The sequence below is a fragment of the Pseudomonas sp. NBRC 111130 genome, assembly GCF_001320485.1.
GTDB lineage: Bacteria > Pseudomonadota > Gammaproteobacteria > Pseudomonadales > Pseudomonadaceae > Aquipseudomonas > Aquipseudomonas vlassakiae.
The window spans coordinates 38,787-63,534 of the sequence record NZ_BCBG01000011.1; the positions used below are offsets into that span (position 1 = coordinate 38,787).

14 protein-coding genes are annotated in these 24,748 nt (G+C 63.2%); 6 read left to right on the plus strand and 8 right to left on the minus strand.

The features are described from left to right. The first annotated feature begins 275 nt into the window (after positions 1-275). The 3 genes from gltB (at position 276) to hemE (ending at position 7,505) form a co-directional block, all read left to right on the plus strand. Positions 276-4,721, plus strand: coding sequence for a glutamate synthase large subunit (gltB, locus tag APH33_RS05755; RefSeq protein WP_054884231.1), 4,446 nt, complete (start codon positions 276-278; stop codon positions 4,719-4,721). A gap of 106 nt (positions 4,722-4,827) precedes the next feature. After that, the gene (locus tag APH33_RS05760) at positions 4,828-6,246 is read left to right on the plus strand and encodes an FAD-dependent oxidoreductase (protein WP_054884232.1); all 1,419 of its coding nucleotides are present in this window, start codon (positions 4,828-4,830) and stop codon (positions 6,244-6,246) included. Positions 6,247-6,440: 194 nt separating this feature from the next. Beyond that, complete coding sequence (gene hemE, locus APH33_RS05765; protein ID WP_054884233.1) at positions 6,441-7,505, plus strand: uroporphyrinogen decarboxylase; 1,065 nt, start codon at positions 6,441-6,443, stop codon at positions 7,503-7,505. Between the two features lie 138 nt (positions 7,506-7,643). Here the strand turns inward: hemE and APH33_RS05770 are convergent, their stop codons facing one another. Beyond that, a complete protein-coding gene (locus tag APH33_RS05770; protein ID WP_256218594.1) occupies positions 7,644-8,831 on the minus strand; it encodes an MFS transporter in 1,188 nt (395 codons plus the stop codon). Positions 8,832-8,995: 164 nt separating this feature from the next. Between APH33_RS05770 and APH33_RS05775 the strand changes: the two genes are divergently transcribed. Both APH33_RS05775 and APH33_RS05780 read left to right on the plus strand, forming a co-directional pair. Next, positions 8,996-9,889, plus strand: coding sequence for a LysR family transcriptional regulator (locus tag APH33_RS05775; protein WP_054884235.1), 894 nt, complete (start codon positions 8,996-8,998; stop codon positions 9,887-9,889). Between the two features lie 82 nt (positions 9,890-9,971). Beyond that, positions 9,972-10,745 carry a ParA family protein gene (locus APH33_RS05780; RefSeq protein WP_054884236.1) on the plus strand — a complete coding sequence of 258 codons (774 nt, stop codon included), beginning with the start codon at positions 9,972-9,974 and terminating at the stop codon, positions 10,743-10,745. Here APH33_RS05780 and trxC read toward each other — a convergent pair. The 7 genes from trxC to betI all read right to left on the minus strand — a co-directional run bounded on the left by trxC (position 10,742) and on the right by betI (position 22,199). Continuing rightward, the gene (gene trxC, locus APH33_RS05785) at positions 10,742-11,176 is read right to left on the minus strand and encodes a thioredoxin TrxC (protein WP_054884237.1); all 435 of its coding nucleotides are present in this window, start codon (positions 11,174-11,176) and stop codon (positions 10,742-10,744) included. The genes APH33_RS05780 and trxC overlap by 4 nt on opposite strands. A gap of 129 nt (positions 11,177-11,305) precedes the next feature. Next, on the minus strand, positions 11,306-12,766 hold the full coding sequence (selO, locus tag APH33_RS05790) for a protein adenylyltransferase SelO (protein ID WP_054884238.1): 1,461 nt from the start codon (positions 12,764-12,766) through the stop codon (positions 11,306-11,308). A gap of 161 nt (positions 12,767-12,927) precedes the next feature. Beyond that, positions 12,928-16,236, minus strand: coding sequence for a mechanosensitive channel MscK (mscK, locus tag APH33_RS05795; RefSeq protein WP_054884239.1), 3,309 nt, complete (start codon positions 16,234-16,236; stop codon positions 12,928-12,930). Between the two features lie 35 nt (positions 16,237-16,271). Continuing rightward, entirely contained in the window at positions 16,272-18,014 is a 1,743-nt protein-coding gene (locus tag APH33_RS05800) for a potassium/proton antiporter (RefSeq protein WP_054884240.1), read from the minus strand. A 246-nt stretch (positions 18,015-18,260) separates the two neighbouring features. After that, positions 18,261-19,958 carry a choline dehydrogenase gene (gene betA, locus APH33_RS05805; protein WP_054884241.1) on the minus strand — a complete coding sequence of 566 codons (1,698 nt, stop codon included), beginning with the start codon at positions 19,956-19,958 and terminating at the stop codon, positions 18,261-18,263. Positions 19,959-20,035: 77 nt separating this feature from the next. After that, complete coding sequence (gene betB / locus APH33_RS05810; RefSeq protein ID WP_054884242.1) at positions 20,036-21,508, minus strand: betaine-aldehyde dehydrogenase; 1,473 nt, start codon at positions 21,506-21,508, stop codon at positions 20,036-20,038. A 37-nt stretch (positions 21,509-21,545) separates the two neighbouring features. Beyond that, positions 21,546-22,199 (minus strand): transcriptional regulator BetI, encoded by a 654-nt coding sequence (betI, locus tag APH33_RS05815; RefSeq protein WP_054884243.1) that lies wholly within the window; start codon positions 22,197-22,199, stop codon positions 21,546-21,548. Positions 22,200-22,674: 475 nt separating this feature from the next. On the opposite strand from betI, the gene APH33_RS05820 reads away from it, so the two are divergent. Then, the gene (locus tag APH33_RS05820) at positions 22,675-24,678 is read left to right on the plus strand and encodes a BCCT family transporter (protein ID WP_054884244.1); all 2,004 of its coding nucleotides are present in this window, start codon (positions 22,675-22,677) and stop codon (positions 24,676-24,678) included. The last annotated feature ends 70 nt before the right edge of the window (positions 24,679-24,748 follow it).

Below are 24,748 nucleotides of genomic sequence, written 5' to 3' on the forward strand. Positions count from 1 at the left end.
ACTGCCGGCCACAAGCCTCTGTTGCAGACCTGGCTGAAACGCTTCAGACTCGAGCCAAGCCGCTATCACGGCGCATGGCGCAAAAACATTCAAAATTGCGACATAAATTTTCAATGGTGAGACATGAAAATTTGTGGGTATGACTGTCGCTGTGCAACAATGGTTTTCCATGGCCACCGCAAAAAAGCTGGCGTTTGATCGGCGTGGATGGTAAGTGGTTGTACATAAAAGAGATTTACCTCCGGTTGAGAGGTGAACCTGGTGAGAAAGTGTCTATGAAAACAGGTCTGTACCATCCCGAAGAATTCAAGGACAACTGTGGTTTTGGCCTGATCGCCCATATGACGGGCGAGCCGAGTCACCACCTTCTGCAAACCGCCATGCAGGCACTGACCTGCATGACCCACCGCGGCGGTATCAACGCCGATGGCAAGACCGGTGACGGTTGCGGTCTGCTCATGCAGAAGCCTGATCAATTCCTGCGGGCCGTGGCCCAGCAACACTTCGCCGTAGAGCTGCCCAGGCAGTACGCCGTCGGCATGGTGTTCTTCAACCAGGACCCGGTCAAAGCCGAAGCCGCCCGCGCCAACATGGACCGCGAAATCGTCGCGGCCGGCCTCAAGCTGGTCGGCTGGCGCAAGGTCCCGATCGACACCAGCGTGCTCGGCCGCCTGGCCCTGGAGCGCCTGCCGCAGATCGAGCAGGTATTCATTGGCGGTGAAGGCCTGAGCGATCAGGAATTCGCCATCAAGCTGTTCAGTGCCCGTCGCCGCTCGTCCGTGGCCAACGCCCACGACGCCGACCACTACATCTGCAGCTTCTCGCACAAGACCATCATCTACAAAGGCCTGATGATGCCGCGCGATCTCGCGGCGTTCTATCCGGACCTGGGTGACGAGCGCCTGCAAACCGCGATCTGCGTGTTCCACCAGCGCTTCTCCACCAACACCCTGCCGAAATGGCCGCTGGCGCAGCCGTTCCGCTTCCTCGCCCACAACGGCGAAATCAACACCATTACCGGCAACCGCAACTGGGCCATGGCCCGTCGCACCAAGTTCGCCAACGACCTGATCCCCGACCTCGAAGAGCTCGGTCCACTGGTCAACCGCGTCGGTTCCGACTCGTCGAGCATGGACAATATGCTGGAGCTGATGGTCACCGGCGGCATCGACCTGTTCCGCGGCGTGCGCATGCTGGTGCCGCCAGCCTGGCAAAACGTCGAGACCATGGACGCCGACCTGCGCGCCTTCTACGAATACAACTCCATGCACATGGAGCCGTGGGATGGCCCGGCCGGTATCGTAATGACCGAAGGCCGCCACGCGGTGTGCCTGCTCGACCGTAACGGCTTGCGTCCGGCGCGCTGGGTGACGACCACCAACGGCTACATCACCATCGCCTCGGAAATCGGCGTGTGGGGCTACCAGCCTGAGGACGTCCTGGCCAAGGGCCGTGTCGGCCCGGGTCAGATCCTTGCCGTGGACACCGAGACCGGCCAGATCCTCGACACCGACGCCATCGACAACCGTCTGAAGTCGCGCCACCCGTACAAGCGCTGGCTGCGTCAGCACGCCCTGCGCATCCAGGCGACCCTGACCGACGACCAGGGCGTGGCCAGCTACGACGCTGACCAGCTCAAGCAGTACATGAAGATGTTCCAGGTCACCTTCGAAGAGCGTGACCAGGTGCTGCGCCCACTCGGCGAGCAGGGCCAGGAAGCGGTCGGCTCGATGGGTGACGACACGCCGATGGCGGTGCTTTCGCAGCGCGTGCGTTCGCCATACGACTTCTTCCGCCAACAGTTCGCCCAGGTGACCAACCCGCCGATCGACCCGCTGCGCGAAGCGATCGTCATGTCCCTGGAAATCTGCCTGGGCGCCGAGCGCAACATCTTCCAGGAGTCCCCGGAGCACGCTTCGCGGGTCATCCTCAGCTCGCCGGTCATCTCGCCCGCCAAGTGGCGTTCGCTGATGAACCTGGAGCGCGAAGGCTTCGACCGCCAGCTGATCGACCTCAACTATGACGAGAGCGTCGGCCTGGAAGCGGCCATCCGCAACATCGCCGACCAGGCTGAAGAAGCCGTGCGCAGCGGCAAGACCCAGCTGGTACTGAGCGACCGCTACATCGCCCCGGGCAAGCTGCCGGTACATGCTTCGCTGGCCGTGGGTGCCGTACACCACCGCCTGACCGAGCAGGGCCTGCGTTGCGACAGCAACATCCTGGTCGAAACCGCCACTGCTCGCGACCCGCACCACTTCGCCGTGCTGCTGGGCTTCGGTGCCTCGGCCGTTTACCCGTACCTGGCCTACGAAGTGCTGGCCGACCTGATCCGTACCGGCGAAGTGCTCGGCGATCTCGACGAAGTCTTCAAGTACTACCGCAAGGGCATCTCCAAGGGCCTGCTGAAGATCCTGTCGAAGATGGGCATCTCCACCATCGCCTCGTACCGTGGCGCCCAGCTGTTCGAAGCCGTGGGCCTGGCCGAAGAAGTGGTTGGTCTGAGCTTCAAGGGCGTATCCAGCCGTATCAAGGGTGCGCGTTTCGTCGACCTCGAAGGTGACCAGAAGCTGCTGGCGGCCGAAGCCTGGAGTGCGCGCAAGCCAATCCAGCAAGGTGGCCTGCTTAAGTTCGTCCATGGTGGCGAATACCACGCCTACAACCCGGATGTAGTCAACACCTTGCAGGCCGCCGTGCAGCAGGGCGACTATGCCAAGTTCAAGGAATACACCACGCTGGTCGACCAGCGCCCGGTGTCGATGATCCGTGACCTGCTGAAGGTCAAGGTCGCCGACGAGGCCCTGCCGCTGGACCAGATCGAACCGCTGGAGGCCATCCTCAAGCGCTTCGACTCCGCCGGTATCTCGTTGGGGGCTCTGTCGCCGGAAGCTCACGAAGCCCTGGCCGAGGCGATGAACCGCCTGGGCGCACGCTCCAACTCCGGTGAGGGCGGTGAAGACCCGTCGCGCTACGGCACCATCAAGAGCTCGAAGATCAAGCAGGTGGCTACCGGCCGCTTTGGCGTGACCCCGGAATACCTGGTCAACGCCGAAGTGCTGCAGATCAAGGTTGCCCAGGGCGCCAAGCCTGGTGAGGGCGGCCAGCTGCCAGGCGGCAAGGTCAACGGCCTGATCGCCAAGCTGCGCTATGCGGTACCGGGCGTGACCCTGATCTCGCCGCCGCCGCACCACGACATCTATTCGATCGAAGACCTGGCCCAGCTGATCTACGACCTCAAGCAGGTCAACCCGCAGGCCCTGGTTTCGGTCAAGCTGGTGGCTGAGGCCGGCGTTGGCACCATTGCCGCCGGCGTGGCCAAGGCCTATGCCGACCTGATCACCATCTCCGGTTACGACGGTGGTACCGGTGCTTCGCCGCTGACCTCGATCAAGTACGCTGGCGCCCCGTGGGAGCTGGGCCTGGCCGAAACCCACCAGACCCTGCGCGGCAACGACCTGCGCGGCAAGGTGCGGGTGCAGACCGACGGCGGCTTGAAGACCGGCCTGGACGTGATCAAGGCAGCGATCCTCGGCGCCGAGAGCTTCGGCTTCGGCACCGCGCCAATGATCGCCCTGGGTTGCAAATACCTGCGTATCTGCCACCTGAACAACTGCGCCACCGGCGTTGCCACGCAGAACGAGAAGCTGCGCAAGGACCACTACATCGGCACCGTCGACATGGTGATCAACTTCTTCACCTTCGTCGCCGAAGAAACCCGTGAGTGGCTGGCCAAGCTGGGCGTGCGCAGCCTCGGCGAGCTGATCGGCCGTACCGACCTGCTCGACGTGCTGCCAGGCGACACCGAGCGCCAGCAGTACCTGGACCTGACCCCGCTGCTGGGCAGCTCGCACATTCCGGCCGACAAGCCGCAGTTCTGCGAAGTCGACAACAACCCGCCGTTCGACAAGGGCGAGCTGGCCGAGAAGATGGTCGAGATGGCCCTGCCTGCAATCCGCGACCAGGCCGGTGGCGAGTTCAGCCTCGACATCTGCAACTGCGACCGTTCCATTGGTGCCCGTATCTCTGGCGAAATCGCCAAGCTGTACGGCAACCAGGGCATGGCAGACAAGCCGGTGACCTTCCGCTTCAAGGGTACCGCTGGCCAGAGCTTCGGCGTGTGGAACGCCGGTGGCCTGAACCTGCACCTGGAAGGCGACGCCAACGACTACGTCGGCAAAGGCATGACCGGTGGCAAGGTGACCATCGTGCCACCCGCCGGCAGCCCGTTCGCCACCCAGCACAGCGCCATCGTCGGCAACACCTGCCTGTACGGCGCCACCGGCGGCAAGCTGTTTGCCGCAGGTACCGCGGGCGAGCGCTTCGCTGTGCGTAACTCCGGCGCCCACGCTGTTGTCGAGGGTACCGGCGATCACTGCTGTGAATACATGACCGGTGGCTTTGTCTGCGTTCTGGGCAAGACCGGTTACAACTTCGGTTCTGGCATGACTGGCGGCTTCGCCTACGTGCTCGACATGGACAACAGCTTCGTCGACAAGCTCAACCACGAGCTGGTGGAAATCCAGCGGATCAGTGGTGAGGCGATGGAAGCCTACCGCAGCCACCTGGCGCGGGTCCTTGGCGAATACGTGGAAGAGACCGGCAGCGAGTGGGGGCGTGAGCTATTCGAGAACCTGGACGACTACGTGCGACGCTTCTGGCTGGTCAAGCCGAAGGCGGCCAACCTCAAGCAACTGCTGTCCAGCACCCGTGCCAACCCGCAGTAAGAACAGCTGCAAGTGACGGCCCCGTGCGCGGGGCCTGTCGTGCTCAAGTGATCGTCTTGCAGCTTGCAGCCTGAGGCTGGCAACTGCGGTAAAGAGGTTTTGAAAAATGGCTGAACGTCTGAACAACGACTTCCAGTTCATCGAAGTGGGCCGCAAGGACCCCAAGAAGAAGCTGCTGCGCCAGCGCAAGAAGGAGTTCGTGGAAATCTACGAACCGTTCAAGCCGCAGCAGTCCGTGGAGCAGGCGCACCGTTGCCTGGGCTGCGGCAACCCGTATTGCGAGTGGAAGTGTCCGGTACACAACTTCATCCCCAACTGGCTGAAGCTGGTCTCCGAAGGCAACATCCTGGCCGCGGCCGAACTGTCGCACCAGACCAACACCCTGCCGGAAGTGTGCGGCCGTGTTTGCCCGCAGGACCGTCTGTGCGAGGGGGCCTGCACCCTGAATGATGGGTTCGGCGCTGTGACCATCGGCTCGGTGGAGAAATACATCACCGACACGGCGTTTGCCATGGGCTGGCGCCCGGACATGTCCAAGGTCAAGCCAACCGGCAAGCGCGTCGCCATCATTGGTGCCGGCCCGGCTGGCCTGGGCTGCGCCGACGTGCTGGTGCGGGGTGGCGTGACCCCGGTGGTGTTCGACAAAAACCCGGAGATCGGTGGCCTGCTGACCTTCGGCATCCCGGAGTTCAAGCTGGAAAAGTCCGTGTTGAGCAATCGCCGCGAAGTCTTTACCGGCATGGGCATCGAGTTCCGCCTGAACACCGAGGTGGGCAAGGACATCACCATGGAACAGCTGCTCGCCGAGTACGATGCAGTGTTCATGGGCATGGGCACCTACACCTACATGAAAGGGGGGTTCCCGGGTGAAGACCTGCCAGGCGTGCACGATGCGCTGGACTTCCTGATCGCCAACGTCAACCGCAACCTGGGCTTCGAGAAGTCGCCGGAAGACTTCGTCGACATGCAGGGCAAGAAGGTCGTGGTGCTGGGCGGTGGCGACACCGCGATGGACTGCAACCGCACTTCGATCCGCCAGGGCGCCAAGTCGGTGACCTGTGCTTATCGCCGTGACGAAGCCAACATGCCGGGTTCGCGCAAAGAGGTGAAGAACGCCAAGGAAGAAGGCGTGAAGTTCCTCTACAACCGCCAGCCCATCGCCATCGTCGGCGAGGACAAGGTCGAAGGCGTGAAGGTGGTCGAGACCCGCCTGGGTGAGCCGGATGCCCGTGGCCGTCGTAGCCCCGAGCCGATCCCAGGCTCCGAAGAGATCCTGCCGGCCGACGCCGTGGTGATCGCCTTCGGCTTCCGCCCGAGCCCGGCACCGTGGTTCGAGCAGCATGGCATCCAGCTGGATAGCCAGGGCCGCGTGGTGGCGCCGGAGAAAGCCAAGTTCAAGCATCAGACCAGCAACCCGAAAGTGTTCGCCGGTGGCGACATGGTGCGCGGTTCGGACCTGGTAGTGACGGCGATCTTCGAAGGCCGCAACGCCGCCGAAGGGATCCTGGATTACCTGGAAGTCTGACTTTCGACCTCTTCGCGGGCACGCCCGCTCCCACAGGGTTCAGCGCAGAACCTGTGGGAGCGGGCGTGCCCGCGAAGCTTTTGTATACAAAAACGCTTGATCTGTGGCACCCAATAGACAAAACGCATGGCCTTGACCGTGCCTTTTGCGCTGGCGTCTGAGAAAATGCCCGCACTATTTTTCCGGATGCCGACATGACTGCCCTGAAGAACGATCGTTTCCTGCGTGCGCTGCTCAAGCAACCCGTTGACGTCACCCCTGTCTGGATGATGCGCCAGGCCGGCCGCTACCTGCCGGAGTACCGCGCCAGCCGCGCCAAGGCCGGTGATTTCATGAGCCTGTGCATGAACCCGCAGTTCGCCTGCGAGGTGACCCTGCAGCCGCTGGACCGCTACCCGCTTGATGCGGCGATCCTGTTCTCGGACATCCTCACCATCCCCGACGCCATGGGCCTTGGCCTGTACTTTGAAACCGGCGAAGGCCCGCGCTTCAAGAAGACCATCACCACCCCGGGCGACATCGAAGCGCTGCCGATCCCTGACCCACAGAAAGACCTCGGCTACGTGATGGATGCGGTCAGCACCATCCGTCGCGAGCTCAACGGCCGTGTGCCGCTGATTGGTTTCTCCGGTAGCCCGTGGACCTTGGCCACCTACATGGTCGAAGGCGGCTCGTCTAAGGACTTCCGCAAGACCAAGGCCATGGCCTACGACAACCCGCAAGCCCTGCACTTGCTGCTGGACAAGCTGGCGCAGTCGGTTACCAGCTACCTCAATGGCCAGATCCTCGCGGGTGCCCAGGCGGTGCAGATCTTCGACACCTGGGGCGGCAATCTGTCGGCGGCGGCCTACCAGGAGTTCTCCCTGGCCTATATGCGCAAGATCGTCAGCGGCCTGATCCGCGAGCACGAAGGGCGCAAAGTGCCGGTGATCCTGTTCACCAAGAATGGTGGCCTGTGGCTGGAAAGCATCGCCGATGCCGGTGCCGACGCGCTGGGCCTGGACTGGACCTGTGAGATCGGCGACGCTCGCCGCCGCGTCGGCGACAAAGTTGCGCTGCAAGGCAACATGGACCCGACCGTGCTGTACGCCAAGCCCGAAGCCATCCGCCAGGAAGTGGCGCGTATCCTGGCCAGCTATGGCAAGGGCACTGGCCACGTGTTCAACCTGGGCCATGGCATCACCCCGGAAGTCGACCCGGAACATGCCGGCGTGTTCATCAACGCCGTGCACGAGCTGTCGGCGCAGTATCACCAGTAAGCGCTCTGAAACGAAAAGCCCGGCCAATGTGCCGGGCTTTTTCTACTCTGACTTCGGGTGAACCCGCTCCCACAGGTACAGCGCTGAGCTCCAGTTAGGCGCGGTCCCTGTGGCAGCGGGTTCACCCGCGAATGGGCTTCAAGCCGTTTTCGGCTGAAGCTTGCTCAGGTGCAGTGCCACCAGCAACGCCACCGCCAGCAGGCTGCCAATGAACAGGCCGATGCCGTTCCAGCCCCACTGGTGCCAGAAAACCCCACCGGCCGTACCGGCCACGCTGGACCCTGCGTAATAGCTGAACAGGTACAGCGACGAAGCCTGCCCCTTGGCCTTCAGCGCGCGGCGGCCGATCCAGCTGCTGGCCACCGAGTGCGCACCGAAGAAGCCGAAGGTGAACACCAGCATGCCAACGATAACCAGCGCCAGCGGGGTCGCCAGGGTCATCAGCAGGCCTCCCGCCATTACCACGATACTGGCCCAGAACACCTTGCGCCGGCCCAGCTTGTCAGCCAGTGCGCCGACCTGCGCCGAGCTGTAGATCCCCGACAGGTACACCACCGACAGCAAGCCGACCAGCGCCTGATTCATGTGATACGGCTCGGCCAGCAGGCGGTAACCGATGTAGTTGAACAGGGTGACGAAGGCACCCATCAGCAAGAAGGCTTCGAGGAACAGCCAAGGCAGCCCGGCATCCCTGAAGTGCATGACGAAACCGTCTAGCAGGCTACGCGGGCTCATCAGCTGAGGGCGGAAGTTGCGCGACTCCGGCAGTACCCTCCAGAACACCAGCGCCGCCACCAGGGCCAGCCCGCCGATGGTCAGCATCGCCGTGTGCCAGCTGACGAAATCGATCAGTACCCCGGTAATCAGCCGCCCGCTCATCCCACCGATGGCGTTGCCGCCGATGTACAGGCCCATGGCCAAGCCGATGTGCTGCGGGTGGATTTCTTCACTCAGGTAAGTCATCGCCACCGCCGCCAGGCCACTCAGCGAAAGGCCCACCAGGGCGCGGGTGGCCAGCACCAGCTCCCAGCTCGGCATCACCGCGCTGGCCAGGGTCGACAGGGCGGCACAGACCAGGGCAAAGACCATTACCGGCTTGCGGCCGATGCGGTCGGAGATCGGACCGGTGATCAGCAGGCCGAACGCCAACATTGCAGTGGACACCGACAGCACCAGGCTGCTCTGCGCCGCGTTGATGGAAAACTCCTTCGACAGCAGCGGCATCATCGGCTGTACGCAGTACAGCAGGGCGAACGTGGCGAAGCCGCCGCTGAACAGGGCCAGCACGGTCTTCATGAAGGCGGGGGTGCCTTTTTCGATCCACATGTCGTTCAGGGGGGCGGGTTCTGGGCCGGCAGGAAGGGGGGCTACAGCAGTTTTCACGGGCGGTACCTCTGGCGCAATGAAAAAAGCATATAGCTGGCTAATGATTAGATCGAATATATTATTCGACCTATTTGAGACGTTTAGCGACCTGATTGGAGCCGATCATGGAACTGCGCCATTTGCGTTACTTCATCGCCGTTGCCGAAGAGCTGCACTTCGGCCGTGCGGCCCAGCAACTGGGGATCTCCCAGCCGCCGTTGAGCCAGCAGATCCAGGCACTGGAACAGGAACTGGGCGCCCGCCTGTTCGAGCGGACCAATCGTCGGGTCGAGCTGAGCGAGGCGGGTCGCCTGTTCCTTGAAGAGGCGCGCCAGGTGCTGGCGCAGGTGGAGAAGGCGGCCGATGTGGCGCGCCGTGCGCAGTTGGGTGAACTGGGTGAGATGAAAATTGGCTTCACCTCGTCGGCGCCGTTCACGTCGAAAATTCCCAAGGCCATTCATGCCTTTCGCCAGCGCTTCCCTGCAGTGCACCTGAACCTCAAGGAAATGAGCAGCCGGGATGTCGCAGAAGGGGTGTTCGACGAATCCATCGAAGTCGGTCTGATGCGGCCGATGCCGCTGCCGGAGGGCCTGGTGGCCACGGAGCTGTTCCGCGAGCCGCTGGTGGCAGTGATCAATGCCTCGCATCCGTTGGCGCAAGGCACGGAACATGGCGTGCACATGGCCGCCCTGGCCCATGAACCGTTCGTGTTCTTCCCGCGCAGCTATGGCAGCGGGCTGCATGCCCAGTTGTTGAGCCTGGCGCGCCAGGCCGGGTTCAACCCCCATTTCGCCCAGGAAGCGGGGGAAGCGATGACTATCATCGGCCTGGTGTCGGCGGGGCTTGGGGTCTCGGTGCTGCCGGCATCGTTCCAGCGCATGCGCATCGAAGGCGTGGTGTACCGCACGCTGCTGGATGAAGGGGCGATGTCGGCAGTGTGGCTGGTGCAGCGTGAACGTGGCGGTTCGGCGATGGCCCGGGCGTTTGCCGAGTTGCTGACGGGACTGATGGCGGCCTGAGCCGGCGAACGGGCAAATGGCACTGGCCATTGCCGCTGCGCCGCCACATACTCGGGCATTCGTTGATACACGGAGGTCAATCATGCGGCGCGTGGTGTTCAATCAGAAAGGTGGCGTGGGCAAGTCGAGCATCGCTTGCAACCTGGCGGCTGTGAGTGCCAGCGAAGGTTATCGGACCTTGCTGATCGACCTGGATGCCCAGGCCAACTCGACCCAGTACCTCACCGGCCTCACCGGCGACGATATCCCCATGGGTATTGCCGACTTCTTCAAGCAGAGCCTGTCCAGCGGGCCGTTCAGCAAGAAGAACAAGGTCGATATCTACGAAACCCCGTTCGACAACCTGCATGTGGTCACCGCCACGGCGGAGCTGGCCGACCTGCAACCCAAGCTGGAAGCCAAGCACAAGATCAACAAGCTGCGTAAGTTGCTCGACGAGCTGGACGAGGACTACGACCGGATCTACATCGACACGCCGCCAGCGCTCAACTTCTACGCGGTTTCCGCATTGATCGCCGCTGATCGCGTGCTGATTCCCTTCGACTGCGACAGTTTCTCGCGCCAGGCACTGTACGGCCTGCTGGCTGAGATCGAAGAGCTCAAGGAGGACCACAATGAAGACCTTCAGGTTGAAGGCATCGTGGTCAACCAGTACCAGTCCCGCGCCAGCCTGCCTCAGCAGATGCTCGAAGAGCTGCTGGGAGAAGGGCTGCCGGTGCTACCGGTGTACCTGGGCAGCTCGGTGAAAATGCGTGAATCGCACCATGCCAGCCTGCCGCTGATTCACCTGGAGCCGCGGCACAAGCTGACGCAGCAGTTTGTAGAACTGCATTCACTGCTTGAAGAAAACGCTTAGACCCCTTGGCTACGCACCCACTCCAGCAACGACTGGAGTGGGAACGCCCCGGCCTGGCGGCTGATTTCGCGGCCGTTCTTGAACAGGATCAGGCTTGGGATCGAGCGGATACCCAGCTGCCCGGCCAGGTTGCGGTGGGCTTCGCTGTCGAGCTTGGCCAGGCGGCAGCGGCCGCTGAGTTGGCGGGCAGCCTGTTCGAAGGTCGGGGCGAAGGATTTGCAGGGGCCGCACCAGTCAGCCCAGACGTCGATCAGCAGCGGCAGGTCGCCCTTGATCTGGCTGGCGTAGTTGGCTTCGCTGAGTTCGAAAGGCTGGCTCAGCAGCACGTCCTGTTTGCAGCGGCCGCATTTCGGGGCGTCACCCAGGCGCGCCGCCGGCAGGCGGTTGAGGCCGTTGCAGTGGGGGCAGGGGATTACCAGTGGGTCGGACATTTCTTCTCCTTGAGATTTTTGGGTCTGCTGCGCAGCCCTTTCGCGACACAAGGCCGCTCCTACAAGGATTCGCGCCGTTCTGTAGGAGCGGCCTTGTGTCGCGAAAGGGGCGCGCAGCGGCCCCAGGATTTATGAAGAACAGCTGATTTCCAAATGCTTGCCCCACTCAGGTGGGCGCTCGGCATAGGCCTGCATGCCAACTTGCTCCTCGAACGGCTTGCTCAGCACCTGATGCAGGCGGCGCACCTCACTGTAATCCCCCGCTTCGGCCGCTTCGATGGCCTTCTGCGCCAGGTAGTTGCGCAGCACGTACAGCGGGTTCACCGCATGCATGCGCTCGCGACGGCCTTCGGCATTGCCCGCCTCGCGCTCGCAGCGGGCCAGGTAGTCCGCGCTCCAGGCATCGAACCCGGCAAGGTCGATGAAATCATCGCGCACGCGCTTCACCGCTTCGGCCACGGGCTGGTCACCCAATTTGCGGAAGAACAGGTTGTAGTCCACGCCGCCGCTCTGCATGCGCTGCAGCAGGCGCTCGACCAACGCCATGTCGTCGTCTTCGGCGCTGGTCAGGCCCAGGCGCCGGCGCATCAGGTCGAGGTAGTGCGCTTGATACAGCGGCAGGAACAGGCCCAGCGCTTCCTTCAGCGGTTCCACCTCGATCACCGTGGTCAGGGCCTGGGCCAGGGCGCTGAGGTTCCAGTGCGCGATCGGCACCTGGTTGGCGTAGCTGTAGCGGCCACGGTCGTCGGAGTGGTTGCAGATGAAGTTGGCGTCGAAATCGTCGAGGAAGGCGTAAGGGCCGAAATCGAAGGTGATACCGAGGATCGACATGTTGTCGGTGTTCATCACCCCGTGGCAGAAGCCATAGGCCTGCCAGCGGGCGATCAGCTCGGCGTTGCGCTCGACGATGGTGCGGAATATAGCCAGGTAAGGCTGCTCGGCATCGCGGCATTCGGGGTAGTGCTGCTCCAGCACGTGGTCGATCAGCACGCGTTGCTGTTCCGGCTGCTTGGTGTAGTAGAAGTACTCGAAATGCCCGAAACGCACATGGCTCTGCGCCAGGCGGGTGAGCATTGCCGCGCTTTCGCGGGTTTCGCGCCACACCGGGGTGCTCGAGCCGATCACGCACAGGGCCCGGCTGCTGGGGATGCCCAACGCGTGCAAGGCTTCCGAAGCGAGGAACTCGCGGATTGACGAGCGCAGCACGGCGCGGCCGTCGCCCATGCGCGAGTAAGGCGTCTGGCCGGCGCCCTTGAGGTGCAGGTCCCAGTGCTCGCCCTGGTCATTCAGCACTTCGGCCAGCAGCAGGCCGCGGCCGTCACCCAGGCGCGGGTTGTAGGAGCCGAACTGGTGGCCGGAATAGACCATCGCCCGCGGGTCGGCCTCTTGCCACAGCTTGTGACCGCTGAACAGCTCGGCGAACAACGGCAGATCGGCCTGGTCCGGGGCAAGGTCGAGCAGGCTCATGGCCGCCTCGCTCGCCACCACCAGGCGCGGCTCGGCGATCGGCTCGGGCAGGACCTGGGTGGAGAACGCATCGCCCAGGCGGGCGAAGCGGTTGTCGAAGGTGAGTTGGTCGAGGGCTTTCACGGGCTGCTCCTGGAGATCGGTGCCAAGGGGCCGCTTTGCGGCCCTTCGCGGGCAAGTCCGCTCCCACAGGTAATGCGCGGTCCCTGTGGGAGCGGGTTTACCCGCGAACGAGGGCGTAGCCCTCGCAAGGATTCAGCACAGAATAAAGCATTCGAGCCCACTCAGGCCGGTGCAGTGCCATCCGGTTTAGGTTGCTCCGTCGGGATCAGCTGCTGCTTGCCGCCTTTGGGGTCCATCAGGAACACTTCGACCTGGCGTACCGAGATCTTGATGTTGTGGGCCTTGAACTCGCGGTTGATGTAGCGGTTGATCTCGTCCAGCGTCGGGTTGCGGTCACCAAGGTCACGTACGTGCATGCGCAGTTCGTGGTCCAGCGAGCTCTCACCGAAGTTCAGGAAGTACACGATCGGTTCCGGGTCCTTGAGCACGCGCGGGTTCTCGTGGGCACCCTTGAGCAGCAGGTCGCGCACCAGGTCGAGGTCAGAACCGTAGTCGATGCCCAGCTTCAGCGTCACCCGCGTGACCGTGTCGGTCAGCGACCAGTTGATCAGCTGGCCGGTGATGAAGGTTTTGTTGGGGACGATGATGTCCTTGCGGTCGAAGTCGGTGATGGTGGTGGCGCGGATGCGTATCTTGCTCACGGTGCCGGACAGGTTGCCGATGGTGATGGTGTCGCCGATCCGCACGGGGCGCTCGAACAGGATCATGATGCCGGAGATGAAGTTGGCAAAGATCTCCTGCATGCCGAAGCCCAGGCCCACCGACAGCGCCGCTACCAGCCACTGCAGCTTGTCCCAGCTCACCCCGAGGGTCGACAGGGTGCTGACGATGCCGACACCGACGATGGTGTATGACAGCAGCGTGGTGGTGGCATAGGCGCTGCCCTGGGCCAGGTTCAGGCGCGACAGCACCAGCACTTCCAGCAGGCCCGGCAAGTTGCCCGCCAGGGCGAAGGTGATGCCGACGATCACCAGCGCACCGAGCAGGTCGCCGAGGCTGATCGGCACCATGCTGGCGGCGGCCCCGGTACCGCTGGTGTACTCGTACAGGACGAAATTGTTGAGGTAGGCAAATACCGAGATCAGGTCCGACCAGACCCAGTACAGGCCCGCGATGAAACCACCGAGCAGGGCCAGGCGGATCAGGCGCAGCGACTGCTGGTTGACCTGTTCGATGTCCAGGGTCGGCTCTTCGGTGATGACTTCGCCATCCAGCCCTTCCTTGGCAGCCTGGCGCTTGCTCAGCGCGCGCTGGTAGGCCAGGCGCCGTGCAGCGACCGACAGGCCGCGGACAAAGGCGGCCTCGATGACCAGCCAGAACAGCAGCAGGTAGAGGGTATAGATCAGCCGGTCGGTCAGTTTCAGTGCGGTGTAGTAGTAGCCGAAGCAGACGGCCACGAACAGTGCGATCGGCAGCGCGGTGAAGGCCACCCCGACAGCCCTGCGGAACAGCGACGTGTCGCGGTGCGCCGGGCTGCTCAGCAGCAAACGGCTGAGCAGCCAGGCCATCAGTGCGTAGCAGGTCAGTACCACGCCGATGCCGAGCACGTCGTCGGCCAGGGCCGAAGGCTGGTGCTCGGCGACTGCCACCACGCCAACCAGCGCCAGCACCACGGTGCCCAACCGGCGTACCCAGCCGCGCAGGAATTCGACCTGCGGTTTGTGCCAGCGGAAGTGGACTTCCGCCACGCCGCCAGGCGCGAGGATGCGGTAGGCGGTGTAGAACACCAACCAGGCCTGGGCCAGTTGCCACAGCGCCGCGCCGAGGTTGGCGTTCTGCCCGCGGGCGTCAATCTGCAGGGCATAGCTGCACAGCGCCAGGCCCAGGCTGACCGGCATCGCCAGGAGGATGTTGATCAGAATGGCCTGGGGGGTGTGCCACTGGCTGTCACGGCGGAAGTGGCCGATGTCCTGGTGCACCTTGCCCAGCCGCTGGTAGAGGTACTTGCGCCGCCACAGCAGGGCGCCGATCGCCAGCAGCAGCGGCAGGAACAGCAGCGGCCGCTGGCTCAGGCCGTCGGCCAGTTCCTTGATGCCCGAGCCCCAGGGCAGGCTGGCAACCTGTTCGGGGAAGCGTTCCGGCACCAGGCGCAGCCAGTCCCAGTCCAGCGGCTTGTTGCTGGGGATCCAGAACATCTGTTCGTCGAGGGTGTTTCGCAGGCCCTGAGCGGTGCCCAGCAGCTGCTTCTGGTTGAGCTGCAGGGTGATCGATTCGTTGAGCAGCGCCGACAGCTCGCGGTTCAGGCGTTCGAGCAGGTCGCTGCGGGTGATCGCCACTTCCAGCAGGGCCTTGCGCAGTTGCGGCGTGACGTCTTCCTGCGGCTGGCTGGCCAGCAGCTTGTCGACGTAGGCCACCGGGTTGCTCATCTGCTCGCGCTGCTGGTTGATCTCGAACTGGTAGAGGCGGATATCGGCGATCTGGTCGGCCAGGTCGCGGTCGAGCTTCAGGTGCGGCAGTGCTTGCTTCTGCTTGTAGAGGATCTTCGACAGCAGCAGGCTGCCCTTGAGCACGTTGATCTGCTCATCCAGTGCCTGGTCGGCCTGGGTCAGGCTGTCGAGCTGCTGCTTGGTGCGCAGGTTCTGCTGGGTCAGCTCGTTGAGGCGGTCGGTGCTTTTCAGCAGATAGTCGGAGAGCTTCAGGTTGGCCGCGCTCTCGGTGGCCAGCAGGCTGCTGCCGCCGGCCTTTTGCGCTTCGATCGACTGCTGGGTAACGGCTTCCTGGGACTGGGCCAGGCGTTTTTCGTTGATCAGCGTCTGCAGGTCCTGGATTTCCTGCTCCAGACGCGCGGCGCGTTCGATCAGCAGGTCATGGCGGGCGTTGCCGAGGTCTTGCAGCAGGCCGTTACCGGCCAGCTCCTGGCGGCGTAGCAGGGTCAGCGCGTTGAGCGAGGCCAGTTCGGCATTGAGCTGGTTGCGCTGGTCGGCGTTGATCGGCTTGCCGCCGTCCTTGCCGCTCTTGAGGCTGCTGTTGATCTGCTGGGTGCGGGTCTGGTTGTTGCTGATCTCGGCCTGGGCCCGTTCGGGGCGGGTCTGCGAGTTGATGATCAGGCTGTTGGCTTCGGACAGCGCCTTCTGCAAATCACCCTGCTGGGTGTTGCGTTCGCTGAGCATCTGCTCGAGCTGTGGCACGCTCAGGCTGGCATAGCGCTGGGCGACCGGCTGGGGCTTGCTTTGCTTGAGCTTGGCCAGTTCCTTCTGGCTGTCGCTGGTTTCCTTGGGGGCGCTGGCCAGCTGCTGCTTGAGCGCGGCAAGCTTCTTCTCGCTGTCTTCCTTGCTGTTGAGCAGGTTCAAGGTCTGCTCGAGCACCTGCTGCAGGGCCTTCTGGTCGGCCTCGGGCAGCTTGCGCTCGGCGATCTTGTCGAGGCTGTTCTGGATGCTGGCGGTGGTCGGGGCTTCTGCCGCGTTGACCGCGAAAGAAATGGACAGGCACAACCCCAGCAGGGCTGTGCGAAGGTACACGCGCAGGGACATAGGCAGACTACTTGTGGATCAGGCAGAAACGGAGTTTAGAGGAACAATCCTGGTCCGGGTCGCGTTCCCTCGGGGAATCTGACGCCGACTTTCTGGATCTTGTTCCCGTCCATGGTCGCCACGGTCCAGATCGTGCCGTGCCATTCGACCTGGTCGCCTACTACTGGAGCGCCTCCGACCTTCTGTCGGATGAACTGCGCCAGCGGCATTTTCGCGTCCAGGCCATCCAGTTTGAGGCCATAAAGTGCGGCCACCGCGCCCAGTTCGGCATCGCCTTCGAGCACGAAGTCGCCAAAGAAACGCAGGTCCAGACCGCGCTGCGGTGCCTGGCTGAACAGCTTGCCCAGCGCCGGAAGGTTATGTTCGTGGCCGATCACGCAGAGCATGTCGCCTACCTCCAGTACCGTACTGCCAGACGGGTGCAGCAGTTGTTCGCCCCGGAACAGCGCGGCGATACGCGTGCCTTCGGGCATCTTGAGCTCGCGCAGGGCGGCGCCGATGCACCATTTTTCCGCACCCAGGCGGTAGACGAACAGCTCCCACTCGCTGGTGATGTGCACTTCCAGCGCAGAGCGGGAAATCGGCGCTGGGTCTGGCGGTACGGTGACCTTCAGCAGCTTGGCCATCCACGGCAGGCTGGTGCCTTGCACCAGCAGCGACACCAGCACGATGAAGAACGCCAGGTTGAAGAACAGCTGGGCGTCAGGCAGGCCGGCCATCAGCGGGAACACCGCCAGAATGATCGGCACCGCGCCGCGCAGGCCAACCCAGGAAATGAAGCCTTTCTCACGACCATGGAAGGCTTTGAACGGCAGCAGGCTGGCGACTACCGACAGAGGGCGCGCCACCAGGATCATCCACAGCGCCAGGCCCAGCGCGGGCAGGGCGATCGGTAGCAGGTCGTGGGGCGTGACCAGCAGCCCCAGCACCAGGAACATGCCGATCTGGGCCAGCCAGGCCATGCCGTCGAGCATGTGCAGGATGCCGTGGCGGCTGCGGATCGGCTTGTTGCCCAGCACCAGGCCGCACAGGTATACGGCAAGGAAGCCGCTGCCGTGCAGGGCATTGGTCAGCGAGAACACCACCAGGCCGCCGGCAACCACCAGAATCGGGTACAGGCCGCCGGCCAGGTTGATGCGGTTGACCAGCTGCAGCATCACCCAGCCGCCACCCAGGCCAAGCAGGCCGCCAATACCAAACTCACGCAGCAAGTGGCCCAGAAGGCTCCAGTGCAAGCCAGTCTGGCCGCTGGCGATCATGTCGATCAGGGTGACGGTGAGGAACACCGCCATCGGGTCGTTGCTGCCCGATTCGATTTCCAGCGTGGCGGTAACCCGCTCGTTCAGGCCTTTGCCGCCGAGCAGCGAAAACACCGCGGCGGCGTCGGTGGAGCCGACGATGGCGCCGATCAGCAGGCCCTGGATCAGGCTCAGGTTGAACAGCCAGGCAGCTACCATGCCGGTTAGCGCGGTGGTGATCATCACGCCGACGGTGGCCAGGGACAGTGCCGGCCACAAGGCCACGCGAAAGCTCGCCACCCGCGTGCGCAGGCCACCGTCAAGGAGGATCTCGGCCAATGCCAGGTTGCCCACCAGGTAGGCGGTCGCGTAGTTGTTGAAGATGATGCCGCCACCATCGACACCGGCGACCATGCCGACGGCGAGAATGATGACCAGAATGGGGATGCCCAGGCGCGATGACAGCGAGCTGACCAGGATGCTTGCGCCCACCAGCAATGCGCCGATCAAGAACAGGCTGTTGATGGTGCTGGCATCCAAAGGCAGGTACTCCGGGATATCGCGGGAAGGGGGCTTGGCTCCTTGACTTGGCAAGTCGCGTGCCAACTGATTCTAACCTGATGAATTGGCAGGCTGTAAAGCGTTTCTGCAGATGTGCAAAAGGCACCTCGAAGGGTGCCTTTTGTGGAGTTGCCTATGCGGGCCCTTTCGCGGCTAAAGCCGCTCCCACAGGTACTGCACAATCCGTGTGGGAGCGGCTTTAGCCGCGAAGGGGCCGGTGCAGGCTCACGCCTGCTTCACTTCACGCATTGGCTTGCCTTTGACCGGTGCACCGTTGGCCACGTAGTACTTGGCGGTGCTGCGCGGCAGCGGCTTGCGGTTGCGAATCTTGTCCGAGATCTTCTCGGCGATCATGATCGTGGTGGCATTGAGGTTGCCGGTGATGATGATCGGCATGATCGACGCATCGACCACACGCAGGCCCTTCATGCCGTGCACGCGGCCTTCGCCGTCGACCACGGCCATCTCGTCGGTGCCCATCTTGCACGAGCAGGACGGGTGGAAGGCGGTTTCGGCGTGTTCGCGGATGAACTTGTCCAGCTCTTCATCCGTCTGCACGTGCTCGCCCGGGCTGATCTCGCGACCGCGGTACGGGTCCAGCGCCGGCTGGGCCATGATTTCGCGGGTCAGGCGAATGCCGTCACGGAACTCCTGCCAGTCCTGCTCGGTGGCCATATAGTTGAACAGGATGCTCGGGTGCTGGCGCGGGTCCTTCGACTTGACCTGGATGCGGCCACGGCTTGGCGAGCGCATCGAGCCCATGTGTGCCTGGAACCCGTGCTCTTTCACGCCATTGGAGCCGTTGTAGTTAATGGCGACCGGCAGGAAGTGGTACTGGATGTTCGGCCATTCGAACTCCGGACGGGTGCGGATGAAACCACCCGCCTCGAACTGGTTGCTGGCGCCGATACCGGTACCGTTGAACATCCACTCGGCGCCGATGGCCGGCTGGTTCCACCACAGCAGCGACGGGTACAGCGACACCGGCTGGGTGCAAGCGTACTGCAGGTACAGCTCAAGGTGGTCCTGCAGGTTTTCGCCGACGCCCGGCAGGTCGTGTACCACCGGGATGTCGAGGCTTTCCAGCAGGGCGCGCGGGCCAACGCCGGAACGCTGCAGCAACTGCGGCGAAGCAATGGCGCCGGAGCTTACGATCACTTCCTTGCGGGCGCGGGCTTCGACGCGCTCTTCGCTGTCGCCGACCAGGTAAGTCACGCCAATGGCGCGCTTGCCGTCGAACAGTACGCGGTCAGTCAGGGCGTGAGTGACGATGGTCAGGTTCGGGCGCTTCTTGGCCTGGTCCAGGTAGCCACGGGCGGTGCTCGAACGGCGGCCCTGCTTGGTTACGGTGCGGTCCATCGGACCGAAGCCTTCCTGCTGGTAGCCGTTGAGGTCTTCGGTGCGCGGGTAGCCGGCTTGCACGCCGGCTTCGACCATGGCGTGGAACAGCGGGTTGTTACCGGCCTTTGGCGTGGTCACGCTGACCGGGCCTTCGCCGCCGTGATAGTCGTTCGGGCCGATGTCGCGGGTTTCGGCTTTGCGGAAGTACGGGAGGCAGTCGAGGTAGGTCCAGTCTTCCAGGCCTGGCAGTTTCGCCCAGCCGTCGAAGTCCATGGCGTTGCCACGGATGTAGCACATGCCGTTGATCAGCGACGAGCCACCCAGGCCCTTGCCACGGCCACATTCCATGCGGCGGCCGTTCATGTGCGGCTCCGGGTCGGTCTCGTAGGCCCAGTTGTAGCGGCGGCCCTGCAGCGGGAAGGCCAGGGCGGCGGGCATCTGGGTGCGGAAGTCGAAGCGGTAGTCGGGGCCACCGGCTTCCAGCAGCAGTACGGTGACGCCGGCGTCCTCGGTCAGGCGAGTCGCCAGGGTGTTACCGGCGGAGCCTGCTCCGACGATGATGTAATCGAATTCTTGGGACATGAAAGTACCCTCGTGTTGGCGGTGATCAGGGAGCGGAAACGCCCGTGCGGTGGCAACGGGCGTGGCGGGACAGGGCCTTAGAAGACCGAGTTGTAGCCGCCCAGCTCGACCTGGACCGACTTGATGCGCGTGTATTGAGCCAGCGAGCTGACGCCGTTCTCACGGCCGACGCCCGACTGCTTGTAGCCGCCAACCGGCATTTCGGCTGGCGATTCGCCCCAGGCATTGATCCAGCAGATACCGGCTTCCAGCTGGTGGATGATGCGGTGGGCGCGGGAGATGTCGTTGGTGCAGACACCGGCGGCCAGGCCGTAGTCGGTGTCGTTGGCGCGGCGGATGACTTCTTCTTCGGTTTCGTAGGTGAGGATACTCATCACCGGGCCGAAGATCTCTTCCTTGACGATGGTCATGTCGTCGGTGCAATCGGTGAACACGGTCGGGGCCACGAAGGCGCCTTTGGCGAAATCACCGGCAGTCAGACGCTCGCCGCCGCACAGCACGCGGGCACCTTCTTCTTTACCTTTGGCGATGTAGCCAAGCACGCTTTCCATGTGCTGGAAGCTGACCAGCGGGCCGAAGTTGGTGTTCTCGTCTTCCGGGTTGCCAACGCGGATGCGGGCAACGCGCTCGGCGATCTTGGCTTCGAAGGCCGCTTTCATTGCCGCCGGGATGAACACGCGGGTGCCGTTGGTGCAGACCTGACCGGAGCTGTAGAAGTTGGCCATCATGGCGATGTCGGCGGCCTTGTCCAGGTCGGCGTCGGCGCAGATGATCAGTGGCGACTTGCCGCCCAGTTCCATGGTGACTTCCTTGAGCGACGAGCTCGAGGCGCTGGCCATGACCTTCTTGCCGGTGGTGGTGCCGCCGGTGAAGGAGACTTTTTCGATGCGTGGGTGCTCGGTCAGCCAGGTGCCGACTTCGCGGCCGCTGCCGGTCAGGACGTTGAACACGCCATTCGGCAGGCCGGCTTCGGTGTAGATCTCGGCCAGTTTCAGGGTGGTCAGCGAAGTGACTTCCGACGGCTTGAAGATCATCGCGTTGCCAGCGGCCAGGGCCGGGGCGGATTTCCACAGGGCGATCTGGATCGGGTAGTTCCACGCGCCGATGCCGACGGTTACGCCCAGCGGCTCGCGGCGGGTGTAGACGAAGGACGATTCGCGCAGGGGGATCTGCTCGCCTTCGATGGCCGGTACCAGGCCCGCGTAGTACTCCAGCACGTCGGCGCCGGTGACGATGTCGACGTAGCGGGTTTCCGAGTACGACTTGCCGGTGTCCAGGGTTTCCAGCATGGCCAGTTCATCGTTGCGCTCGCGCAGGATGTCGACGGCACGGCGCAGGATGCGCGAACGCTGCATGGCGGTCATCGCGGCCCAGACCTTCTGGCCGCGCTCGGCGCTTTCCACAGCCTTCTCGACGTCGGCCTCGGTGGCACGTTGCACGTGGGCGAGGACTTCGCCGGTAGCCGGGTTGATGGCTTCGAAGGTGGCATCGCTGCCAGCGTCGACGTAAGCACCATCAATGTAGAGTTTTTGCGTTCCGAAACGGGCCATAGTGTCCTCGCAAGTGCAGTGTGTGGTTGGCTGCGCGTCACGCTCCTGCCGGGTGGGCAAGGGTGCGCGCTTGATCAGCGGCCTGGTCGTCTGTGTCCAGGGTGTGCTGTTTAGCCAGTTGTAGATCCATGTATTCGTATGCAATCCGTATCGCCTGGTGGGTGTCGAATGCATCTCCCGACAGGGCACCACGCAGCCACAGGCCGTCGATCAGGGCTGCCAGGCCGCGGGCTGCCTTGCGCGCATGGTAGAGCGGCAGGGCGCGGCGGAACTGGCAGCACAGGTTGGAATACAGGCGGTGATCGTTGATCCGCTGCAACCTGTGCAAATCGGGCTGGTGCATGCTGGAAGCCCAGAAGGCCAACCAGGTTTTCATTGCCGGGCCGTTCACCTGGCTGGCATCGAAGTTGCCCTCGATGATCACTTTCAGGTGGGCGCGCGGGCTGTCGTCCGTCAGGGCCTGGCGACGTGCTCTAACGCCTTCGTTGAGCATGTTCATGATGTAACCCATCGTCGCTGCGATCAGGCCGTTCTTGTCCCGAAAGTAGTGACTGATGATGCCGTTCGACACACCGGCCAAACGGGCAATCAGCGCAATGCTGGCGTCACCCAGTCCGACCTGATCGACCGCCTGCAATGTGGCTTCGATCAACTGCTGGCGGCGGATGGGTTGCATACCGACCTTGGGCATCTTGCTATCTCCTCAGGCCTGCGAGCAGACGACAGGCGGCTGACTCGGCGAAGGCCAGTCTATTTTGTTTTGATTGAACGTTCAATCAATAAAGAATAAGCTCTGCGACAATTTGTGCCATTGACAGTCTTTCAGGCGGTCGAGAAGGCACGGATTGACACCCCAGGAAATCGCGTAACCCCCGGAATACAAGGCGTTGACGGGCATGAGCGAGGCGAAATGCAGATTCTGCCGTACGGTCACTGGCCTGCGACAGGCCCTTGGAGCGGGCGGGGTGATCTGTGACGAATGCGCGCACCCAAGTGGAGGGCGTGGCATTTTCAGCAGGCCACCTGTCTGTTTTTTGCAACGTATCGATTCGGGATCGCGGTTTCCAGGGTGCTTTTATAACACCTGATGCAGTGGCGGAATTCCACCAATTGCTCGGGAAAGACTGATTAGCCTCCAAAGCCGTACTGCCCGGAGCATTCGTGCAATGAGTTCTGCCTCACTTACCAAGCCCCCCGCCGAGAGGGTCCGGGTCAACCGCGTGGTCTTCTTCACCTCCGCGCTGATGATCCTCGTTCTGACTGCCTTGTTGATCGCTGTACCTGAAACTGCCGGCCAGGTGCTGGGCGTAGCCCAGAAATGGCTGACGCGCACCTTCGGCTGGTATTACATGCTGGTGATCGGCGGTTATCTGCTGTTCGTCGTCTACCTGGCCTTCTCCGACTACGGCAAGCTCAAGCTTGGCGGCAAGGACGACCAGCCTGACTTCAGCTACGGTGCCTGGGCCGGCATGCTGTTCTCCTCTGGTATCGGCATTTCGCTGCTGTACTTCGGCGCGTCCGAGCCGCTGGACCACTATTTCAACCCGCCAGAAGGCACCTCTGCCAGCCTTGAGGCCGCGCGCCAGGGCCTGCAACTGACCTTCCTGCACTGGGGCCTGCATGGCTGGGCGATCTACGCCCTGGTCGGCCTGGCCGTGGGTTACTTCGCCTACCGCCACAATCAACCGTTGGCCCTGCGCTCGGCGCTTTACCCGCTGGTGGGTGAGCGCTGGGTCAAAGGCGCTGCGGGCAATGCCGTGGACATCTTCGGCATGTTCGTCACCCTGCTGGGCCTGGTGACCAACTTAGGCATCGGTTCGATGCAGGTGTCCTCCGGCCTGGAATACCTGTTCGGCATGGACCACAGCAAGACCAACCTGCTGGTGGTGATTCTGGTGATGGCCGGCGTGGCCACCGTGGCGGCTGTATCGGGTGTGGAGAACGGCATTCGTCGCCTGTCCAACCTGAACATCATGCTGTTCAGTGGTCTGCTGATCTTCGTGCTGCTGGGCGGCGAAACCCTGCACCTGCTCAATGGCTTCGTGCAGAACATCGGCGACTATCTCAACGGTATCGTGCTCAAGACCTTCGACCTCTACGTGTACGAAGGCGAAGCCGGCAAGTCCGAGCGCTGGCTGGGCCTGTGGACCGTGTTCTACTGGGCCTGGTGGATCTCCTGGGGCCCGTTCGTCGGCATGTTCATTGCCCGTATCTCCAAGGGCCGTACCGTGCGCCAGCTGGTCAGCGGCGTGCTGTTGATCCCGCTGGGCTTCACCCTGGCCTGGCTGTCGATCTTCGGCAACACCGCGCTGGATTTGGTAATCAACCAGGGCGCGGTCGAGCTGGGCAAGACCGCGCTTGAACAGCCGTCTATGTCGATCTACCAGCTGCTGGAATACTTCCCGGCGGCCAAGATCGTGATCGGTGTGGCGGTATTCGTTGGCTTCGTGCTGTTCCTCACCCCGGCCGACTCCGGCGCGGTGATGATGGCCAACCTGTCGTGCAAAGGCGGCAAGGTCGACGAAGACGCCCCGCACTGGATGGTGGTGTTCTGGTCGGTGGTCATCACCCTGGTCACCATCGGCTTGCTGTTCGCCGGTAACTTCGAAGCCATGCAGACCATGGTGGTGCTGGCCGGCCTGCCGTTCTCGGTAGTGCTGGTGCTGTTCATGTTCGGCCTGTACAAGGCCATGAAGCAGGACGTGGCCGTCGAGCAGGAGCGTGCCGAGCTGGCCGCCCGTGGCCGCCGCGGCTTCTCCGAGCGCCTGACCCAGCTGGAACTGCAGCCCACCCAGGCCGTGGTCCAGCGCTTCATGGACAAGCACGTCAGCCCGGCGCTGAAAGATGCCGCCGCGCAGTTGCAGACCTTGGGCTTCGAGGTGGAAACCCGGGTTGGTCAGTCACGCAACACGATGGGCTTGCGGGTGATGATGGACGAGGGCAACCCGTTCGTTTACGAAGTGAGCCTGGACGGCTACATGGCAGCGCCGAGCGAGGCGCCGGTGCAAGGCGAGCCGGAAGTGCGCCAGCGCTTCTACCGTGCCGAGGTGTACCTGCACGATGGCAGCCAGGAGTACGACCTTATGGGCTTTACGCCGGAGCAGATCGTGCGCGATGTGCTGGACCAGTTCGAAAGCCACCGCCAACTGCTGGGGCGTGTCTACAGCTGATGTCAGTACGTTGAAAAGAAGGCCTTGCCCAACGGAGCAAGGCCTTTTTTTTGAAGCAATATGTAGTGCG

Bases quoted from the DNA above. Each gene is read 5' to 3' on its own strand.
- APH33_RS05770 (WP_256218594.1), bottom strand. From the start codon at position 8,831: ATGTGGATCGAAAAAGGCACCCCCGCCTTCATGAAGACCGTGCTGGCC.
- betB (WP_054884242.1), bottom strand. From the start codon at position 21,508: ATGGCCCGTTTCGGAACGCAAAAACTCTACATTGATGGTGCTTACGTC.
- mscK (WP_054884239.1), bottom strand. From the start codon at position 16,236: ATGTCCCTGCGCGTGTACCTTCGCACAGCCCTGCTGGGGTTGTGCCTG.
- betI (WP_054884243.1), bottom strand. From the start codon at position 22,199: ATGCCCAAGGTCGGTATGCAACCCATCCGCCGCCAGCAGTTGATCGAA.
- hemE (WP_054884233.1), top strand. From the start codon at position 6,441: ATGACTGCCCTGAAGAACGATCGTTTCCTGCGTGCGCTGCTCAAGCAA.
- APH33_RS05760 (WP_054884232.1), top strand. From the start codon at position 4,828: ATGGCTGAACGTCTGAACAACGACTTCCAGTTCATCGAAGTGGGCCGC.
- APH33_RS05820 (WP_054884244.1), top strand. From the start codon at position 22,675: ATGAGTTCTGCCTCACTTACCAAGCCCCCCGCCGAGAGGGTCCGGGTC.
- trxC (WP_054884237.1), bottom strand. From the start codon at position 11,176: ATGTCCGACCCACTGGTAATCCCCTGCCCCCACTGCAACGGCCTCAAC.
- APH33_RS05780 (WP_054884236.1), top strand. From the start codon at position 9,972: ATGCGGCGCGTGGTGTTCAATCAGAAAGGTGGCGTGGGCAAGTCGAGC.
- APH33_RS05775 (WP_054884235.1), top strand. From the start codon at position 8,996: ATGGAACTGCGCCATTTGCGTTACTTCATCGCCGTTGCCGAAGAGCTG.
- betA (WP_054884241.1), bottom strand. From the start codon at position 19,958: ATGTCCCAAGAATTCGATTACATCATCGTCGGAGCAGGCTCCGCCGGT.
- gltB (WP_054884231.1), top strand. From the start codon at position 276: ATGAAAACAGGTCTGTACCATCCCGAAGAATTCAAGGACAACTGTGGT.